We start from the raw sequence: 17382 nt of genomic DNA, 5'->3' as shown, positions 1-17382 counted from the left end.
GATGGTAATGCCAGGCGACAACATTCAAATGATTGTTGAACTGATCGCTCCAATCGCAATGGACGAAGGTCTACGCTTCGCGATCCGTGAAGGTGGCCGTACAGTTGGTGCTGGTGTTGTTGCTAAGATCATCGCTTAATCGATAATCTTACTGCGAACCTCGCATTAAAAAAGGGAAGCTTCGGCTTCCCTTTTTGCATTTCGGTTATAAAAAAATTTGCGGCAAAGAAAGTGAGATGCAAAGGCTTTAGAGATTAAACAACGGGTTAGATTTACCTCTATTTCTTGCACTGAAGCTAAGTGATCCAGCCATCAGAATTCCGTGGATCTATATAACGAAACGATCTTAATGAAGTATAAAACCAACTGGTAATAAGAACGATTCTTTTTTATAGTTCTGGCAACAATGATTTTGAGGTTGCAATATGTACGTTTGTTTGTGTCACGGTGTATCGGATAAGAAGATCAAGAAGCTTGCTCTGGAGCAGGGGATCACAGATATTCGCGGCATTAAACGTTGCACTGCGTTGGGTTCGCAATGTGGTAAATGCGTCAAGCAGGCGAAGGAGATCCTTAGCGAAACGATAGTCGTTCAGTATCAACAGGCCAGCTAAGCGCACGACCTTTTTGACACCTTCTCAATTGGTTCTACAGTTATAAGAGCCAAAGAGGAGGGCTTTGTCATGAAAGGTGATCCAATCATCATCCAACACCTGAATAAAATTCTCGGCAATGAACTGATTGCCATCAACCAATATTTTCTTCATGCCCGTATGTATAAAGATTGGGGCTTGAAACATCTCGCGGATAAGGAATACCACGAGTCCATCGATGAAATGAAACATGCAGATCATCTGATCGAACGCATTCTGTTTCTAGAAGGCATTCCTAACCTGCAAGATCTTGGCAAACTGATGATTGGGGAAGACACTAAGGAAATGCTGGAGTGTGACCTCAAGCTGGAGTTGGCTGCCATTCCGGATCTGCGCGATGCTATCGCTTATGCGGAAGATATTCGTGATTATGTGTCACGTGACTTGTTCCAAGACATTCTTGAAGACGAAGAAGAGCACGTTGACTGGCTTGAAACCCAACTCGGCCTGATAGAAATGACGGGCATCGAAAACTATCTTCAGGCGCAAATTGTCGACGAAGATTAACCGCAATCTAGCCAGCGTCATCCCCCGGCTCTGGCTGTTTTCCCTGCTTTTTCCGCGCTAATATTTCCCTTGCTAAAGCTGCTGTCTTTCTGTACTATTCCCGCTCCTTAATTCTCGGTCAATTATCATTAGTTCCTTGCTTCCTCTGGATGACCGGGCCAACTCTGGAAGCTGAATAATCCGTAAGGAGCAAATAATGCGTCATTACGAAATCGTATTCATGGTGCACCCAGATCAAAGCGAGCAAGTTGCTGGCATGATCGAACGTTACACTGGTTCAATCACTGAAGCTGGCGGTAAAGTACACCGTCTAGAAGACTGGGGCCGCCGTCAACTGGCTTACCCAATCAACAAGCTTCACAAAGCTCACTACGTTCTGATGAACGTTGAAGCTGACCAAGCTGTTATCGATGAACTGGAAACTGCTTTCCGTTTCAACGATGCGGTTCTGCGTAACATGATTATGCGTACTAAAGCTGCTATCACTGAACCTTCAATCATGCTGAAAGCTAAAGAAGAGCGTTCTAAGCGTGACGAAGCGAAATTTGAAGCAGACGCTGAGTAATTTCATTGATGACCAATCGAATGGAGTTAAGTGGTTCCATCGCTAAACCTCCGATTCGAAGCCAAAGCCCTTCGGGCATCGAACACTGCCGTTTCTGGCTAGAGCATCGCTCTACGGTGATCGAAGCTGACCTACCGCGACAGGTGTATTGCCGAATCCCGGTGGTTGTCAGTGGGCAAAGGTCAAAAGCGTTAACTCAAAATTTAGTACAAGGCAGCATCATTCAGGTAAGTGGATTCTTGGCTTACCAAACCGGCCGAAATGGCGTGGGGAAATTGGTGCTACATGCCGACAACATTATCCAAATTTAGATCAGGAGATAGCCCATGGCTCGTTTCTTCCGTCGTCGTAAATTCTGCCGTTTTACTGCAGAAGGCGTACAAGAGATTGATTACAAAGACGTAGCAACTCTTAAGAACTACATCACTGAAGCTGGTAAAATCGTACCAAGCCGTATCACTGGTACTAGCGCTAAATATCAGCGTCAACTAGCTCGTGCAATCAAGCGTTCTCGCTACCTAGCTCTACTGCCATACACTGACAAACATCAGTAATTGGCACCGTTTATTAAGAAAGAGGATTAAGCAATGCAAGTTATTCTACTTGATAAAATCGGTAACCTAGGTGGTCTTGGCGATACAGTTAACGTTAAATCTGGTTACGCTCGTAACTTCCTTATCCCACAAGGTAAGGCAGTAATGGCAACTAAAGCTAACGTTGAAATGTTTGAAGGCCGTCGTGCTGAGCTAGAAGCGAAAGTTGCTGAGCAACTGACTGCTGCACAAGCTCGCGCTGACCAAGTTAACGCTCTTGAAGCAGTTGTTATTGCTTCTAAAGCTGGTGACGAAGGTAAACTGTTCGGTTCTATCGGTACTCGTGACATCGCTGACGCTATCACAGCGGCTGGTGTTGCAGTTTCTAAGAGCGAAGTTCGCCTACCTGAAGGCGCTCTGCGCAACACTGGTGAATTCGAAGTTAGCGTTCAACTTCACTCTGAAGTTTTCGCAACTGCGAAAGTACAGGTTGTTGCTGAGTAATTTCAGTATACAGACGAATCAAAAACACCAGCCTCGGCTGGTGTTTTTTTATGTCTGAAGAAAAGTAATCGCTTGTCAGAACAGAAAGATCAGGTTTACAGACAGTACGCTGTCGGCTTTGCTCATGCCGTCTGGTACACGGGTATGGTACTGGCGAGACTGGTTGATTTTAAGCGAGATATCGTCGGTGATGTTGTTGATTACACTCAGTTCTGAATCCAAACGGGTATTGCTTTCACCATTGACTAACGTCAGGTCGGCGGCAAACTTAAGCGATTTTAGTATCTGCCATTCGGTCTTCAAATTGCTGCGGAAAATCGGTTCCTGCACGATGTCAGGAAAGACGACGTCGGTCTTGTCAATCTCATCCAGATTCGGTTCCTGATATCGATAGCCGGGACCCAGTTCCAGTTCGACCAACAAACTTTCCGTATGCGTCACCTGATAACCCAGACCGCCAGATAAGGTGTAATCTTTAAAATAAGCACTGTAGCGTGAATCAATGCCTTTAAAGCTGCCGTACAAGTAGGTTTTTGGGCCAAGCTTGTAGTCGGTTTGCAATGAGTAGTTCGATTGGCGCTTATTCTCTTTACCGTTTTTATCCAGCTTGTAAAAACGCCATTCGCCGTTGGTCCGGTGACGACCTTGAATGTATTCACCTTTCAGGCGGGTATTCAGAGACTCCGAACTGGTATTGCCGGTATGCGACTGGTAGCCGAATTCGACCTGACTACTCCAATGAGAAGAAGGTTTCTCGATGTCCTTATCGTTCTTGGGATCCTCGTTCGCATAGACGCTGTAGCTCGTCAACAGGCTAAGACTAAGAAGCCAGACTTTGGACACGCGTTACCTCTGATAAACGGGTTGAATCGTTGCATGATAAGCATCTGTTTGGCTAATTGGGTCATGTGACGGTTAATTCTGCTGTTGTTACACACAAACTTTCGCATCGTTAATTACAAATTACGGATTCTCGCTATAATGGACGGTCATTAAAGAGTTACCGAGTGAAGTCATGGCTGATCCCCGAACAGATAACCGAAACCGTAAACCTTCTGATGCGCAGGTCGATGCGATTAAAGTTCCTCCCCATTCCTTAGAAGCTGAGCAGTCCGTGATCGGCGGCTTGCTGCTGGATAACGAACGCTGGGACACGGTCTCTGAACGTGTATTGACATCGGACTTTTACAGCCGTCCGCACCGCCTGATTTTTGATGGTGTGAAGTCGATTCTGGATGCGGGTAAGCCACTCGATTTGATCACGCTGTCGGAATTTCTTGAGCAACGTGAACAGCTGGAAGACGTGGGCGGTTTTGCCTATTTGGCGGATCTGGCTAAAAACACTCCCAGTGCGGCCAACATTAACGCCTATGCGGAGATCGTGGCTGAACGTGCGCTGGTGCGCAATCTGATTGGGGTGGCGAATGAAATTGCCGATGCGGGTTACGATCCGCAAGGCCGCAGTTCTGAAGACCTGCTCGATCTGGCGGAAAGTAAAGTATTTGCGATTGCAGAAGCGCGCACCACCGAAAATGAAGGCCCACAGAACGTCGACAACATTCTGGAAAAAACGCTTGAGCGTATCGAGCTGCTTTATAAAACGCCGCAGGATGGTGTGACCGGGGTGAATACCGGCTTTACCGACCTCAACAAGAAAACGGCAGGTTTGCAGGGGTCTGATTTGATCATCGTCGCGGCACGTCCATCGATGGGTAAAACCACGTTTGCGATGAACTTGTGTGAAAACGCGGCGATGGAGCAGGAAAAGCCGGTGCTGATCTTCTCGCTGGAGATGCCCGCCGAACAGATCATGATGCGTATGCTGGCTTCCCTGTCTCGTGTCGACCAAACCAAAATCCGTACCGGTCAGCTCGATGACGAGGACTGGGCGCGAATCTCTTCGACCATGGGTATTCTCATGGAGAAGAAGAACATGTACATCGATGACAGCTCCGGTCTGACGCCGACCGACGTGCGCTCACGTGCGCGCCGTATTGCCCGTGAACATGGCGGTTTGTCGCTTATCATGGTCGACTACCTGCAGCTGATGCGTGTACCGGCGTTGTCGGATAACCGAACGCTGGAAATCGCTGAGATCTCCCGCTCGCTGAAAGCGCTGGCGAAAGAGCTGAATGTGCCAGTGGTGGCGCTGTCGCAGCTCAACCGCTCGCTGGAACAACGAGCCGACAAACGCCCGGTTAACTCGGACTTGCGTGAATCCGGCTCCATCGAGCAGGACGCGGACTTGATTATGTTTATCTACCGTGACGAGGTTTACCATCCTGACAGTGCGCTCAAAGGCACCGCCGAGATCATCATCGGTAAACAGCGTAACGGCCCTATCGGTTCTGTACGTCTGACCTTCCAGGGCCAGTTCTCCCGCTTTGATAATTATGCAGGACCGGCATTTGACGACGATGAGTAAAACGATGAGTTACATGAAAGCCGCGACGGCCTGTATTAACCTGGACGCTCTACAGCACAACCTGCAACAGATTAAGCAGCAGGCGCCCAACAGTAAATTGATGGCCGTGGTGAAAGCAAACGGGTACGGGCATGGTCTGCGTCATGTTGCTAAACATGCTTTAGGTGCAGATGCCTTTGGCGTGGCTCGTATCGAAGAAGCGCTCCAATTACGTGCCAGCGGTGTGGTTAAACCGATTCTGCTGCTGGAAGGATTCTATTCAGCGGGTGATTTACCGGTTCTGGTGACCAACAATATTCAAACTGTGCTGCACTGCGAAGAACAGTTACAGGCACTGGAAAGCGCCGAGCTGGAAACGCCGGTGGTGGTGTGGCTGAAAATCGACAGTGGCATGCACCGTTTGGGTGTACGTCCGGAGCAGTACGCGCAGTTTGTGGAACGGTTGCATGCTTGCAACAATGTGGCGAAGCCACTGCGCTATATGAGCCATTTTGGTTGTGCCGATGAGCTGGATAAATCCACGACAAACGAACAAATTGAACTATTTTTATCGTTGACTAACGGTTGTGAAGGCGAACGTTCAATGGCGGCATCGGCAGGCTTGCTGGCGTGGCCGCGAAGCCAGATGGAATGGGTTCGCCCTGGAATCATCATGTACGGCGTGTCGCCCTTTGCTGACAAGAATGCTCAGCAGCTGGGTTATCAACCGGTGATGACACTGAAATCACACCTGATTGCGGTACGTGATGTGAAAGCCGGGGAGAGTGTCGGTTATGGCGCTATCTGGACCAGCGCACGTGACACCAAAATCGGTGTGATTGCGATTGGTTACGGTGATGGTTATCCACGCACGGCACCGAATGGTACACCCGTGGTGGTCAATGGTCGTATTGTGCCTTTGGCGGGTCGCGTTTCGATGGATATGCTGACGGTCGATCTAGGACCGGACGCCAAGGACAAAGTCGGTGATGAAGCCATTTTGTGGGGCAGTGAGCTCCCCGTAGAAGAAGTCGCCAGTCATATTGGTACCTTGGGCTATGAGCTGGTGACCAAACTGACATCCCGCGTCGACATGTCGTATTACGGAGCAGGCCTATAGGCCTGCTTTTTTATTCGCCCTGCAGAGTGGCAATAATGCGGCGTTTACCGCCGTGGTCACGGTGCTCACCTAAGTAAATGCCTTGCCATGTTCCCAAAGCTAAACGACCTTGCGAAATGGGAATCGTCACGCTGGAGCCGAGCAACGACGCTTTGATGTGAGCGGGCATGTCATCATCGCCTTCGTAGGTGTGAACATAATACGGTGCGCGCTCGGGAACAAAGTGATTAAAGTGCTGTTCCATATCCGAACGAACCGTCGGATCCGCATTTTCGTTGATGGTCAGACTGGCGGATGTATGTTGAATAAACAGATGTAGAAAACCGACAGAAATATCAGCCAACTGCGGTAATTGTTGTTCAATTTCATCAGTAATCAAATGAAAGCCTCGTGGATATGCACGCAGGTGAATTTGCTGTTGAGCCCACATTCTCATCTCTCCATAATCTGATTGGCAAACGGGCAGATAAACGCTATGGTTGGCGCCAAGTGATTGCAACACAATTGGGTAAACACTCGGCGTTTACGTGACTTAACTCAATGTGGGGGTACATGAGCTGAGTCATAATTGTGCATTGAAAATTTATTACACTTTGATCTGCTTCAGGCAGAGAATTTTATCATTTTCTTTTTGCTTAATCGGGGATTCTGCATTCTTGGCGCCAGTGACTAAGATTAGTGGAATAAAATCGACAGTAACATCGGGATAGATACCATGTTGAAAAATATCAATCCAACGCAAACTCAAGCTTGGAAAGCACTGACCGCGCATTTTGAATCGGCGCAGGATATGGACCTCAAAACTCTGTTCGCAGAGGACAGCCAGCGTTTCGCAAAATACTCGACTCGTTTCGGTAACGACATTCTGGTCGACTACTCTAAGAACCTGGTCAATGAAGAAACCATGAAGCACCTGTTCGCTCTGGCTGAAGAGACCGACGTGAAAAGCGCGATTCAGGCGATGTTCAGTGGTGAAGCGATCAACCAGACTGAAGGCCGTTCTGTGCTGCACACCGCGTTGCGTAATCGCAGCAATACGCCAGTGATGGTGAAAGGCGAAGATGTCATGCCAGCAGTGAATGCTGTGCTTGAGAAAATGAAATCTTTCTCTGAACGTATCATTGGCGGTGAGTGGAAAGGCTTTACTGGCAAAGCGATCACTGACGTTGTCAACATCGGTATCGGTGGCTCTGACCTCGGTCCTTACATGGTGACTGAAGCGCTGACACCATACAAAAACCACCTGACCATGCATTTTGTGTCTAACGTCGATGGTACGCACATTGCTGAAACGCTGAAAAAAGTGAATCCGGAAACGACGCTGTTTCTGGTCGCTTCAAAAACCTTCACCACGCAAGAAACCATGACCAATGCGCACTCTGCGCGTGACTGGTTCTTGGCAACCGCTGGCGATGACGCACACGTAGCAAAACACTTCGCGGCGCTGTCAACCAACGCACAAGCGGTAGCGGAATTTGGTATTGATACCGACAACATGTTCGAGTTCTGGGACTGGGTTGGTGGTCGTTACTCTCTGTGGTCTGCAATCGGCCTGTCTATCATTCTGTCGATCGGTTTTGACAACTTCGTTGAGCTGCTGACGGGCGCGCATGAAATGGATAAGCATTTCGTTGAAACTCCGTTCGAAAGCAACATCCCAATGATCCTGGCGTTGATTGGTATTTGGTACAACAACTTCCACGGTGCCGAATCAGAAGCGATTCTGCCATACGATCAGTACATGCACCGCTTTGCAGCTTACTTCCAGCAAGGCAACATGGAATCTAATGGCAAGTTCGTTGACCGCGACGGCAACCCGGTGACTTACCAGACGGGGCCAATCATTTGGGGTGAACCAGGCACGAATGGTCAGCACGCGTTCTACCAGCTGATTCACCAAGGCACGAAGCTGATCCCTTGTGACTTCATCGCACCAGCTCTGACTCACAATGCCGTCAGCGATCACCATCAGAAACTGATGTCGAACTTCTTCGCGCAAACGGAAGCGTTGGCATTCGGTAAATCAGCAGAAGTGGTGAAAGCAGAATTCATCAAAGCGGGTAAAACAGAAGAAGAAGTAGCGGCACTGATTCCATTCAAGGTTTTTGAAGGTAACCGTCCGACGAACTCTATTCTGGTGAAACAGATTACTCCACGTTCTCTGGGTAACCTGATCGCAATGTACGAACACAAAATCTTCGTTCAGGGCGTGATTTGGAACATCTTCACCTTTGACCAATGGGGTGTGGAACTGGGCAAACAGCTGGCAAACCAAATCCTGCCTGAACTGGCAGATGGCGCGCAAATCAGCTCTCACGACAGTTCAACGAATGGCCTGATCAACGCATTTAAAGCGTTTCGTGGCTAATTAGGCGATTCCGGGCCTAGACCCGGAGTCACAGATAAAAAAAGCGGATGCCTTGGCATCCGCTTTTTATTGGAATGGAATCAGAAAGGTTATTCGAAACAGATTTCGATGAAGGCATTTCCCCACTGCGAGGCAAATGGCATGATGATGATCGAACCTTCACATTTGTGACGAATGGTGTGTCCCTTGCCGGAAACAACAACCGGGGTTGCCATATCAAAGTCAAACCCACTTTCGGCCAGAATACGTTTCGCGCCGCCAGTGACCATGTTGGTGATTTCACCCACCATGTCCGTCACTTCTTCATTTAACCCGTTCGGTCGCTCTCCCAGCATATTCTGCATAATTTCCAGAGCCAGACTTTCATCGAAAGTGATCGACATGGAGCCGCGAGTTTGCTGCCCAACCATACCAATCAGGCCGGACACATCACCTCGGGCAATTTCGTCTTTTTTCAGACGAGGTTTCTGAGGCTTCAATTCGAGAGAAGCCATCGTTTTTAACACGTTCAGCAGAGACGCTAAAAACGGGTTTACAAATTCAGCGCGCATAACCTTCTTCTATTGTTTCATTCTTTATTTCGAGGAACACGATTGGCATACACCATGAGACTCAATCACATGATTGACGATTTTAAAGCCGTGTTTCTCCGCGTTGTCTGCCAGCAAGGCTATCAGACTATCATCTTGCAATTCAATAACGTTGCCGCACTGGTCACAAATCAATAGCTGAGAAAAGTGCTTATGGGCATTACAGGAGCAGCAGGATATAAAGCTGTTGGTTGATTCCACCCGGTGTATGAAGCCTTGTTCCATCAGAAAATCCAGCGCCCGGTATACCGTGGGTGGTTTCGCCTGAGGTTCACTCTGCTTCAGATCTTCCAGCAATTCATAAGCACTGGAGGCTTTTTTGCTGGCACAGATGAGCTCAAATACCCGTTTTCGCTGAGAGGTCAGCCTGACACCTCGTGCCGCACATATTTCTTCAATCTGTTTGGTAAGCTTATTGTCCAAATCTATCACCATAACCGTCGGACTTTAGTAATCATATACTATTTCCGGATGAATATCGTTTTGCTCATCAATAAATCTGGCTTGATTCAAACACTAACAACGATATTCCCATAGATAAGCGCTAAGTTACCTTATCTTGCCGTAAAACGATACTACCGAAGAACTGTTGGCGATATAAACAGAAGCGATTACAATGCCAAACTTTCTTTTTGGTCACCCGGTGGCCGAATGCTTGTTGATTGAAATGGGGATGTTGAACCAATGACTCACTCATGTCGGCTTTCTGTGGCGCCAATGTTAGATTGGACTGACCGCCACTGCCGCTATTTCCATCGTTTGCTGTCATCGCAAACCTTGCTTTATACCGAAATGGTAACCACAGGTGCGATCATCCATGGAAAGGGTGACTTCTTGGCGTACAACGAGGAGGAACACCCGGTTGCGTTGCAGCTTGGTGGTTCGAACCCAGCGGATCTGGCGCGTTGTGCCAAACTGGCGCAGGAACGCGGTTACGATGAAATTAACCTCAATGTCGGCTGTCCGTCAGATCGCGTACAGAACGGCCGCTTTGGTGCTTGCCTGATGGCGGAACCTGATTTGGTTGCGCAGTGTGTCGCGGCGATGAAAGAGGTGGTGGATATTCCGGTAACGGTGAAAACCCGTATCGGTATCGACGATCAGGACTCGTATGAGTTTCTGACCAATTTCGTCACGTTGGTGTCTGAAAAAGGTGGCTGTGAGCAGTTCACCATTCATGCTCGCAAAGCGTGGTTGAGCGGTTTGAGCCCGAAAGAGAACCGCGAGATCCCGCCGCTGGATTACCCTCGCGCGTATCAGCTTAAGCAGGATTTTCCACATCTGACCATCGCTGTTAATGGTGGGGTGAAGACGTTGGCTGAAGCCAAAGAACATCTCCAACATCTGGATGGCGTCATGATCGGCCGTGAAGCGTACCAAAGCCCATATTTGCTGGCAGAAGTGGATCAGCAAATCTTTGGTCTGGATACGCCGGTGAAGAAGCGTTCGCAGGTGGTGCAAGAAATGTATCCGTACATTGAGCAGCAACTGGCACAGGGGAGCTATCTGGGCCACATTACTCGTCATATGCTGGGCTTGTTCCAGAATATGCCGGGCGCGCGTCAGTGGCGTCGCCATATCAGTGAAAACGCACACAAAGCGGGCGCTGGTATTGAAGTGGTCGAGCAGGCGCTGGCCAAAATTCCTTATCAGGAGTTGGATGTGTAAATTTCGCCAATTTATGGTGACTTTAACCAATTAATAGAGGCCGTGGAAGTAGTGTTTTCACGGCCTTTTTATTTTTTCCTTTTTAGAACAGTTAATTACCGTGCTTGTCTTGCTTGGCGCGAAACGTGCAGTGTTGGAGTAAAAAGGAGAGCAATGATGATTGAGCTGATTTTTATTCTGGTCTTTGTGGCCAGTCTGTTGGTCACCGGACTCACGGTGTTTGGGGCGCTGATTGCTGCCGCTGTTGCCTTTGTGGTGCTGATGTTACTGAGCATGTTAGGGTTTGCAATTAAGTTGCTCCCTTGGATTATCGTGATTGCACTTGGTGTCTGGGTGTACCGCCACTATCAGCAAATTCCGCGTTAAGAGTAGTTTCCTGTCCTTAACTAAGTTGGCTTGTGTGCTAATATGCCGATATTGAATATGGCTGAAAATGTGTACTTGGACAGGAGCGACAACAATGAATAAGCCAGCTATGGCGATAGTAACAACGGCGTTTTTATCGCTTTCTTCCACGGCATGGTGTGAGGATTCTTCGTACACTGTGAACGTGGGTGCTGAGATGTGGCGAGGAAGTACTAAGATTGACGAAATTCGCCGTGATACGGATTACGCTCCTTCTTTCCATGCTGCGGTCGAAAGTGATATCCGTTACCTGCCCAACGTCAGTGTGCGTTACACCAGTGTTGATGCAGACTATGCGTCTTATGACAAATGGGACTACACCTTCTATTACACGCTGCTTCATCATGAGCTGATGAACTTCGATGCCGGCGTAACGCTTACTCGCTACAGCAATGCCGACTACCAAGCGCTGGATACCAGAACTTACGATTTTGATGAAACCACTTTTAACTGGTACGCGTCAGCGGTGCTGTCGATCCCGGATACCAACTTTGATGTTATCGGTCAGTTCGATGTTGGTAACAGCAGCGGGATTAAGAGTTCTGATGTGACGGCTGGGATTCAGTATCGACTGCCAATCCAAGATGGCTTATGGACCATAAAAGGTGGCTACCGCGTCATCGATTTGGAATTTGAAGATCTCGCCAAGCAATCTCCAGATACCGAAACGTCCTACGTATTTGTTGACGGTTGGTTTCTGGGCGCAGAGTTCCGCTTCTGAACCTCTTTCTTTTACGTTAAACGCCACCGCTTTACGGTGGCGTTTTTGTTCTATTAACGACAATCTCATCTGCAGAATTCGCAATCCTCCCGAAATAGACCATGCTTAATAAGATGGATCGGCAATATGAGTGAGAGTGGCGATGACTATCACGGAACTGAGAAACCTTTACCGCGAGAACCAGCTTGTAGAAGCCATAATCGAACCCTCTTCTGAAGAAGGTGCATGGATTGTGGAATTTCGTCACCAACGGGGAGGATTTGTGCTGCTGACGGGCACGAATGGCGAGGAGTGCCATTACATCGATCTTGACCAGGCTTCTAAATCGGCGATGGCGGTGGGATTTAAACAGGTGAGAGTGGAATCTAAGTAAGGTGAAATGTTACCCGCCTTACTTCCAAAAAGTTATAAAACATGCTCATCTATTCTTTCTTGTTATTAAGAGGAGTGGTTAATCTATCGTCACGCAATGAATAAGGAAGTCGTGACAATGTCTTCAGGAAACACCATACCAAAAGAGCTAGCTGGGCTTGCAAGCCCACTCAACGACTCGCAGCTAAACCAGCTGCAACAAACGATTTCGCAACTCTCACCTCAGCAAATGGCTTGGGTGAGCGGTTATTTCTGGGGGCTAAGCCAGTCTCAGACTCTGGGCGCTTCAGCACCTTTGACTCAGGCGGTTGCACTGACCGCCGCAAAACCTGCAGGTAAGCTGACCATTATCTTTGCTTCGCAAACCGGTAACGCTAAAGGTGTGGCCGAAGCATTAGAACAGGAAGCTCAGACTGCTGGTATCGCGGTACAATTGTTTGATGCCAGTGATTACAAAGGCAAAGATCTGGCGAAAGAAACGCATGTGATCTTTGTGGCTTCAACCAATGGTGAAGGCGAAGCGCCGGACAACGCGCTGGAGCTGCATGAATTCCTGCAATCGAAAAAAGCTCCGAAACTGCCAAACCTGCAATACGGTGTGATTGGCTTGGGTGACTCGAGCTATGAGTTTTTCTGCCAAACTGGTAAAGACTTCGATGCTTTCCTTGAAAAACTGGGCGCGAAACGCTTTATCGATCGCGTTGATTGTGATGTGGACTATGACGCTCCTGCTGCCGAATGGCGTGCTAAAGCACTAGAAAGTGTTAAAGAAGCGTTGGCGGGTAGCCAGGCGGAAGTGGTTCAGTTGCCCGTTGGCCAAGCCACGACTTCTCACTCTCAGTACAACAAACAAAATCCTTACACGGCGACATTGCTGACCAGCCAGAAAATCACTGGCCGCGATTCGGGCAAAGACGTGCGTCACATCGAAATCGATTTGGCAGACTCGGGTCTGACTTATCAACCGGGCGATGCGTTGGGCGTATGGTATGAAAACAGTGCAGAACTGGCGAATGCTGTGTTGGCGGCGGCAGGTTTGTCTGGTGTTGAAAGTGTCGAAGTTGATGGTGAGAGTTTATCGCTGCACAGCGCACTGGTCAGCAAATACGAAATCACGGGTTCGAATCCGCAGTTCGTCACTAAGTTTGCTGAGCTGTCTGGCAGTAAGAAACTGCAAAAGCTGGTGGAAGATAAAGACAAGCTACGTGAATACGCGGTAAACACCCAAATTGTCGATGTACTAAAAGAAAAGAAAACCAAGCTCTCAGCTGAACAATTGATTTCTCTGCTACGTCGCCTCACGCCACGTCTGTACTCTATCGCATCCAGCCAATCGGAAGTGGATGAAGAAGTGCACTTGACGGTGGGCATCGTGGAATACGATGTGGATGGCGAAGTTCGTCAAGGCGGCGCGTCCAGCTTTTTGGGGCAGCGTTTGGAGGAAGGTGAGTCGGTGAAAGTGTTCATCGAGCACAACAACAACTTCAAACTGCCGCAAGATGATTCAACGCCAGTGATCATGATTGGCCCGGGTACTGGTATTGCGCCGTTCCGCAGCTTTATCCAAGAGCGTGATAACCGCGGAGCGGATGGTAAGAGCTGGTTGTTCTTTGGCGATCGCACCTTCACCCAAGATTTCCTTTACCAAGTGGAATGGCAGAAATACCTGAAGTCGGGCGCGCTCACGCGCTTGGACGTCGCCTTCAGCCGTGACCAACATGAAAAAGTGTACGTGCAACACCGTGTGTTGGAGCAAGCTGAGCAGGTATGGCAATGGCTGCAAGATGGCGCCTACGTTTATATCTGTGGTGATGCCACACGCATGGCGAAAGATGTCCATGAAGCGCTGATCGTCGTCGCGCAGCAACAGGGTGGCCTGTCACGTGAAAAAGCAGAAGAATATTTCAATGAGCTTCGTAAAGCGAAACGTTACCAGAGGGATGTGTACTAATGAGCACCAAGATTGAAAACAACGTACAGGAAGTTCTTGGCGAAGTGCTCGGCTCGCTTTCTGATAATGAACGTCTCAAGCGCGAAAGTAATTTCCTACGCGGCACGATCGAACAAGATCTGCAAGATCGCATTACGGGCGGATTTACCGCTGATAACTTCCAGCTGATCCGCTTCCACGGAATGTATCAGCAGGATGACCGTGACATTCGCAACGAACGTACCAAACAAAAACTGGAGCCGCTGCACAATGTGATGCTGCGTGCTCGTATGCCGGGCGGCATCATCCAGCCAAAACAGTGGCTGGCGATCGATAAGTTTGCAACCGAACACTCTCTGTATGGCAGTATCCGTCTGACGACCCGCCAGACCTTTCAGTTCCATGGCGTTCTGAAACCGAACATTAAATTGATGCACCAGACACTCAACAGCATCGGAATCGATTCGATTGCGACCGCGGGTGACGTAAACCGTAACGTACTATGTACCTCAAACCCGGTGGAATCTGAGCTGCACCAAGAAGCGTACGAGTGGGCATCGAGAATCAGTGAGCATCTGCTGCCAAAAACGCGCGCTTATGCCGAAATTTGGTTGGATGGTGAGAAAGTTGAAGCCACCGATGAAGAACCGATTCTGGGCAGCAACTACTTACCACGTAAATTCAAAACGACCGTGGTGATTCCGCCACAAAATGACGTGGACGTGCACGCCAACGATCTTAACTTCGTGGCGATTGCGGACAAAGGCAAGCTGGTTGGCTTTAACGTGCTGGTGGGCGGGGGGCTGGCGATGACGCATGGCGACACCTCGACTTATCCTCGTCGCGCTGATGACTTCGGCTTTATTCCACTGGATAAAACGCTAGACGTTGCTGCTGCCGTGGTCACAACACAACGCGATTGGGGTAACCGTTCAAACCGTAAGAACGCGAAAACCAAATACACGCTGGATCGTGTTGGCGTTGATGTCTTTAAAGCGGAAGTGGAAAAACGTGCGGGCGTGACGTTTGGCGATAGCCGTCCATACGAGTTCACTGAACGCGGGGATCGTATCGGTTGGGTAGAAGGCATCGATGGCAAGCATCACCTGACGCTGTTCATTGAAAACGGACGTTTGTTAGATTTCCCTGGCAAGCCACTTAAAACCGGTGTGGCGGAAATTGCGAAGATTCACCAAGGCGATTTCCGTATGACGGCAAACCAAAACTTGATCATCGCTGGTGTCCCGGCTGATCAAAAAGCCGCGATCGAAGCATTGGCAGTGTCACATGGCTTAATGGACAGCAGTGTCAGCGAGCAGCGTAAGAATTCGATGGCGTGTGTGGCGTTCCCAACCTGTCCGTTGGCGATGGCTGAAGCTGAACGCTTCCTGCCGGAGTTTGTCACCCAGGTTGAAGGTATTCTGGAAAAACACGCGCTGCCAAAAGAAGACAACATCATTCTGCGTGTCACTGGTTGTCCGAACGGTTGTGGCCGCGCGATGCTGGCTGAAATCGGTTTGGTGGGTAAAGCACCTGGCCGTTACAATTTGCACCTCGGTGGCAACCGCGCGGGAACTCGTGTGCCGAAGATGTATAAAGAGAACATCACCGACAAACAGATCCTGGAAGAAATTGATACGCTGGTGGGCCGTTGGGCGAAAGAGCGTGAGCTGGGTGAAGGGTTTGGTGATTTCACGATTCGTACCGGCATCATCCAAGAAGTGATCGTGTCTAAGAGGGACTTTTATGCCTGAGATCGTCGCGACTCCGAATTTGGCGGAGTTGTTAACGTTCACCAAGGCGGAGCAGGCGCTCCACTTGGCCGAAGTTAACGCGTATTTAGAAACGCTCACGGCGCAGGAACGTGTCGTTTGGGCTCTGGAAAACTTACCGGGTACTCATGCGGTCTCTTCCAGCTTTGGAATTCAGGCTGCGGTGATGCTGCATTTGGTGACGTCAGTCAACAAGGACGTCCCTGTGGTACTGACTGATACGGGCTATTTGTTTCCGGAAACCTACCAGTTTATTGATCAACTGACGGAGCGTTTGAATCTGAATCTCAAGATTTACACCGCAGAGATGTCGTCCGCGTGGCAGGAAGCTCGCTTTGGTAAATTGTGGGAACAGGGCGTGACGGGGATTGAGCAATACAATCGCATCAATAAAGTGGAGCCGATGCGCCGTGCGCTGCATGAACTTGAAGTTGGTACTTGGTTCTCGGGCTTGCGCCGTGAGCAATCGAAGTCACGGGCGACCTTACCGATTCTTGCGGTACAAAATGGCGTCTTCAAATTCCTTCCGGTGATCGATTGGACCAATAAAGATGTCCACTATTACCTGAAAGACAACGATCTGCCGTATCACCCGCTTTGGGATCAGGGCTACCTGTCGGTTGGTGATACACATACCACGCGTAAGTGGGAACCGGGAATGAGCGAAGAAGAAACGCGATTCTTTGGTTTGAAGCGAGAATGTGGGCTGCATGAAGAGTCTCCTGAGCAAGATGGGTCAGGTATCTAATGTGTCTAATATAGAAAAAGCCGCGCTAGCGGCTTTTTCTATATATAAGAGGTGTGGGCTAACCGCGATCCAAGTGCTAAATAGAATAACTCTGTGGATAAGTTGTACGTATCATTGGGGTAAAATTGGATAAATAAGGCTTTGAGCGTTAATTCATCACTTAAGTGTTATTTTTGCATTTTTTCAGAAAAAGTACTTGCCAGTGTGATTCGGATCTCTATAATGCCACCTCGTCGACAGGGCAAGGGCTCACAAGGGTTCAAGGCTAGTCAGACAGGCCAGAAAGAAAAACGAAATGATTTGAAAAAAGTGTTTGACACTGAAGATTATCTCGCTAGAATGGCCGCCTCTTCCACGGTGACTCAGTCGCTGAAGTAGGAAGAAAGCTCTTTAACAATATAAACCTATCAATCTGTGTGGGCACTCGTTGATGATAATCGCAAAAGATTTATCAATGAACTGAGTGACCAATTTGATACTTCGGTATCGAGCACAGTCAATTCAACATTACATAGTAATGTT

20 protein-coding genes and 1 pseudogene are annotated in these 17382 nt (G+C 48.8%); 17 read left to right on the top strand and 4 right to left on the bottom strand.

The features are described from left to right. The 7 genes and pseudogenes from tuf to rplI all read left to right on the top strand — a co-directional run. Positions 1-139 (top strand): annotated as a pseudogene (tuf, locus tag JIG40_RS19955) (elongation factor Tu); the annotation flags it as partial. Positions 140-425: 286 nt separating this feature from the next. After that, positions 426-614 carry a (2Fe-2S)-binding protein gene (locus JIG40_RS19950; protein ID WP_020332718.1) on the top strand — a complete coding sequence of 63 codons (189 nt, stop codon included), beginning with the start codon at positions 426-428 and terminating at the stop codon, positions 612-614. Positions 615-683: 69 nt separating this feature from the next. Next, positions 684-1160: a bacterioferritin gene (bfr, locus tag JIG40_RS19945; protein WP_020433766.1), complete on the top strand. Its 477-nt coding sequence runs from the start codon at positions 684-686 to the stop codon at positions 1158-1160. Positions 1161-1356: 196 nt separating this feature from the next. Beyond that, complete coding sequence (gene rpsF, locus JIG40_RS19940) at positions 1357-1725, top strand: 30S ribosomal protein S6 (protein WP_004723737.1); 369 nt, start codon at positions 1357-1359, stop codon at positions 1723-1725. 8 nt (positions 1726-1733) lie between these two features. Continuing rightward, a complete protein-coding gene (gene priB, locus JIG40_RS19935) occupies positions 1734-2036 on the top strand; it encodes a primosomal replication protein N (protein ID WP_086027247.1) in 303 nt (100 codons plus the stop codon). Between the two features lie 15 nt (positions 2037-2051). Continuing rightward, positions 2052-2279, top strand: a complete 228-nt coding sequence (rpsR, locus tag JIG40_RS19930) for a 30S ribosomal protein S18 (protein ID WP_000090472.1) — start codon at positions 2052-2054, stop codon at positions 2277-2279. A 33-nt stretch (positions 2280-2312) separates the two neighbouring features. Continuing rightward, positions 2313-2762 carry a 50S ribosomal protein L9 gene (gene rplI, locus JIG40_RS19925; RefSeq protein ID WP_020332714.1) on the top strand — a complete coding sequence of 150 codons (450 nt, stop codon included), beginning with the start codon at positions 2313-2315 and terminating at the stop codon, positions 2760-2762. A gap of 75 nt (positions 2763-2837) precedes the next feature. Here rplI and JIG40_RS19920 read toward each other — a convergent pair whose 3' ends face one another. Continuing rightward, on the bottom strand, positions 2838-3605 hold the full coding sequence (locus tag JIG40_RS19920) for a DUF481 domain-containing protein (protein WP_199465948.1): 768 nt from the start codon (positions 3603-3605) through the stop codon (positions 2838-2840). Positions 3606-3777: 172 nt separating this feature from the next. On the opposite strand from JIG40_RS19920, the gene JIG40_RS19915 reads away from it, so the two are divergent. After that, positions 3778-5187, top strand: a complete 1410-nt coding sequence (locus JIG40_RS19915; RefSeq protein WP_020332712.1) for a replicative DNA helicase — start codon at positions 3778-3780, stop codon at positions 5185-5187. A gap of 13 nt (positions 5188-5200) precedes the next feature. Next, positions 5201-6286, top strand: a complete 1086-nt coding sequence (gene alr / locus JIG40_RS19910; RefSeq protein ID WP_020332711.1) for an alanine racemase — start codon at positions 5201-5203, stop codon at positions 6284-6286. A 10-nt stretch (positions 6287-6296) separates the two neighbouring features. Here the strand turns inward: alr and JIG40_RS19905 are convergent, their stop codons facing one another. Then, positions 6297-6716: a secondary thiamine-phosphate synthase enzyme YjbQ gene (locus JIG40_RS19905; RefSeq protein WP_199465947.1), complete on the bottom strand. Its 420-nt coding sequence runs from the start codon at positions 6714-6716 to the stop codon at positions 6297-6299. A 285-nt stretch (positions 6717-7001) separates the two neighbouring features. On the opposite strand from JIG40_RS19905, the gene pgi reads away from it, so the two are divergent. Continuing rightward, on the top strand, positions 7002-8654 hold the full coding sequence (gene pgi, locus JIG40_RS19900; protein ID WP_055453706.1) for a glucose-6-phosphate isomerase: 1653 nt from the start codon (positions 7002-7004) through the stop codon (positions 8652-8654). A gap of 89 nt (positions 8655-8743) precedes the next feature. Here pgi and JIG40_RS19895 read toward each other — a convergent pair whose 3' ends face one another. Beyond that, on the bottom strand, positions 8744-9205 hold the full coding sequence (locus JIG40_RS19895) for a chemotaxis protein CheX (protein ID WP_020433733.1): 462 nt from the start codon (positions 9203-9205) through the stop codon (positions 8744-8746). Between the two features lie 24 nt (positions 9206-9229). After that, positions 9230-9679 (bottom strand): zinc uptake transcriptional repressor Zur, encoded by a 450-nt coding sequence (gene zur, locus JIG40_RS19890; protein WP_032080817.1) that lies wholly within the window; start codon positions 9677-9679, stop codon positions 9230-9232. 249 nt (positions 9680-9928) lie between these two features. Between zur and dusA the strand changes: the two genes are divergently transcribed. From dusA to JIG40_RS19855, 7 genes are all read left to right on the top strand, one after another. Next, positions 9929-10912, top strand: coding sequence for a tRNA dihydrouridine(20/20a) synthase DusA (dusA, locus tag JIG40_RS19885; protein ID WP_081094786.1), 984 nt, complete (start codon positions 9929-9931; stop codon positions 10910-10912). A 156-nt stretch (positions 10913-11068) separates the two neighbouring features. Continuing rightward, positions 11069-11278: an envelope stress response protein PspG gene (pspG, locus tag JIG40_RS19880; RefSeq protein WP_032080834.1), complete on the top strand. Its 210-nt coding sequence runs from the start codon at positions 11069-11071 to the stop codon at positions 11276-11278. Between the two features lie 94 nt (positions 11279-11372). After that, the gene (locus JIG40_RS19875) at positions 11373-12038 is read left to right on the top strand and encodes a TIGR04219 family outer membrane beta-barrel protein (RefSeq protein ID WP_143683960.1); all 666 of its coding nucleotides are present in this window, start codon (positions 11373-11375) and stop codon (positions 12036-12038) included. 142 nt (positions 12039-12180) lie between these two features. Further along, positions 12181-12411 carry a hypothetical protein gene (locus JIG40_RS19870; protein WP_024374468.1) on the top strand — a complete coding sequence of 77 codons (231 nt, stop codon included), beginning with the start codon at positions 12181-12183 and terminating at the stop codon, positions 12409-12411. A gap of 96 nt (positions 12412-12507) precedes the next feature. Continuing rightward, positions 12508-14361 carry an assimilatory sulfite reductase (NADPH) flavoprotein subunit gene (locus tag JIG40_RS19865; RefSeq protein ID WP_199465946.1) on the top strand — a complete coding sequence of 618 codons (1854 nt, stop codon included), beginning with the start codon at positions 12508-12510 and terminating at the stop codon, positions 14359-14361. Then, complete coding sequence (cysI, locus tag JIG40_RS19860; RefSeq protein ID WP_047461401.1) at positions 14361-16094, top strand: assimilatory sulfite reductase (NADPH) hemoprotein subunit; 1734 nt, start codon at positions 14361-14363, stop codon at positions 16092-16094. Before JIG40_RS19865 ends, cysI begins: the two co-directional genes overlap by 1 nt. Next, positions 16087-16860: a phosphoadenylyl-sulfate reductase gene (locus tag JIG40_RS19855; protein WP_047461404.1), complete on the top strand. Its 774-nt coding sequence runs from the start codon at positions 16087-16089 to the stop codon at positions 16858-16860. Before cysI ends, JIG40_RS19855 begins: the two co-directional genes overlap by 8 nt. Positions 16861-17382: the final 522 nt, after the last annotated feature.

The sequence above is a fragment of the Vibrio sp. bablab_jr001 genome (assembly GCF_016464285.1).
In the GTDB taxonomy this organism is placed as follows: domain Bacteria; phylum Pseudomonadota; class Gammaproteobacteria; order Enterobacterales; family Vibrionaceae; genus Vibrio; species Vibrio fluvialis.
This window is presented reverse-complemented; position numbering and strand designations above follow the sequence as displayed.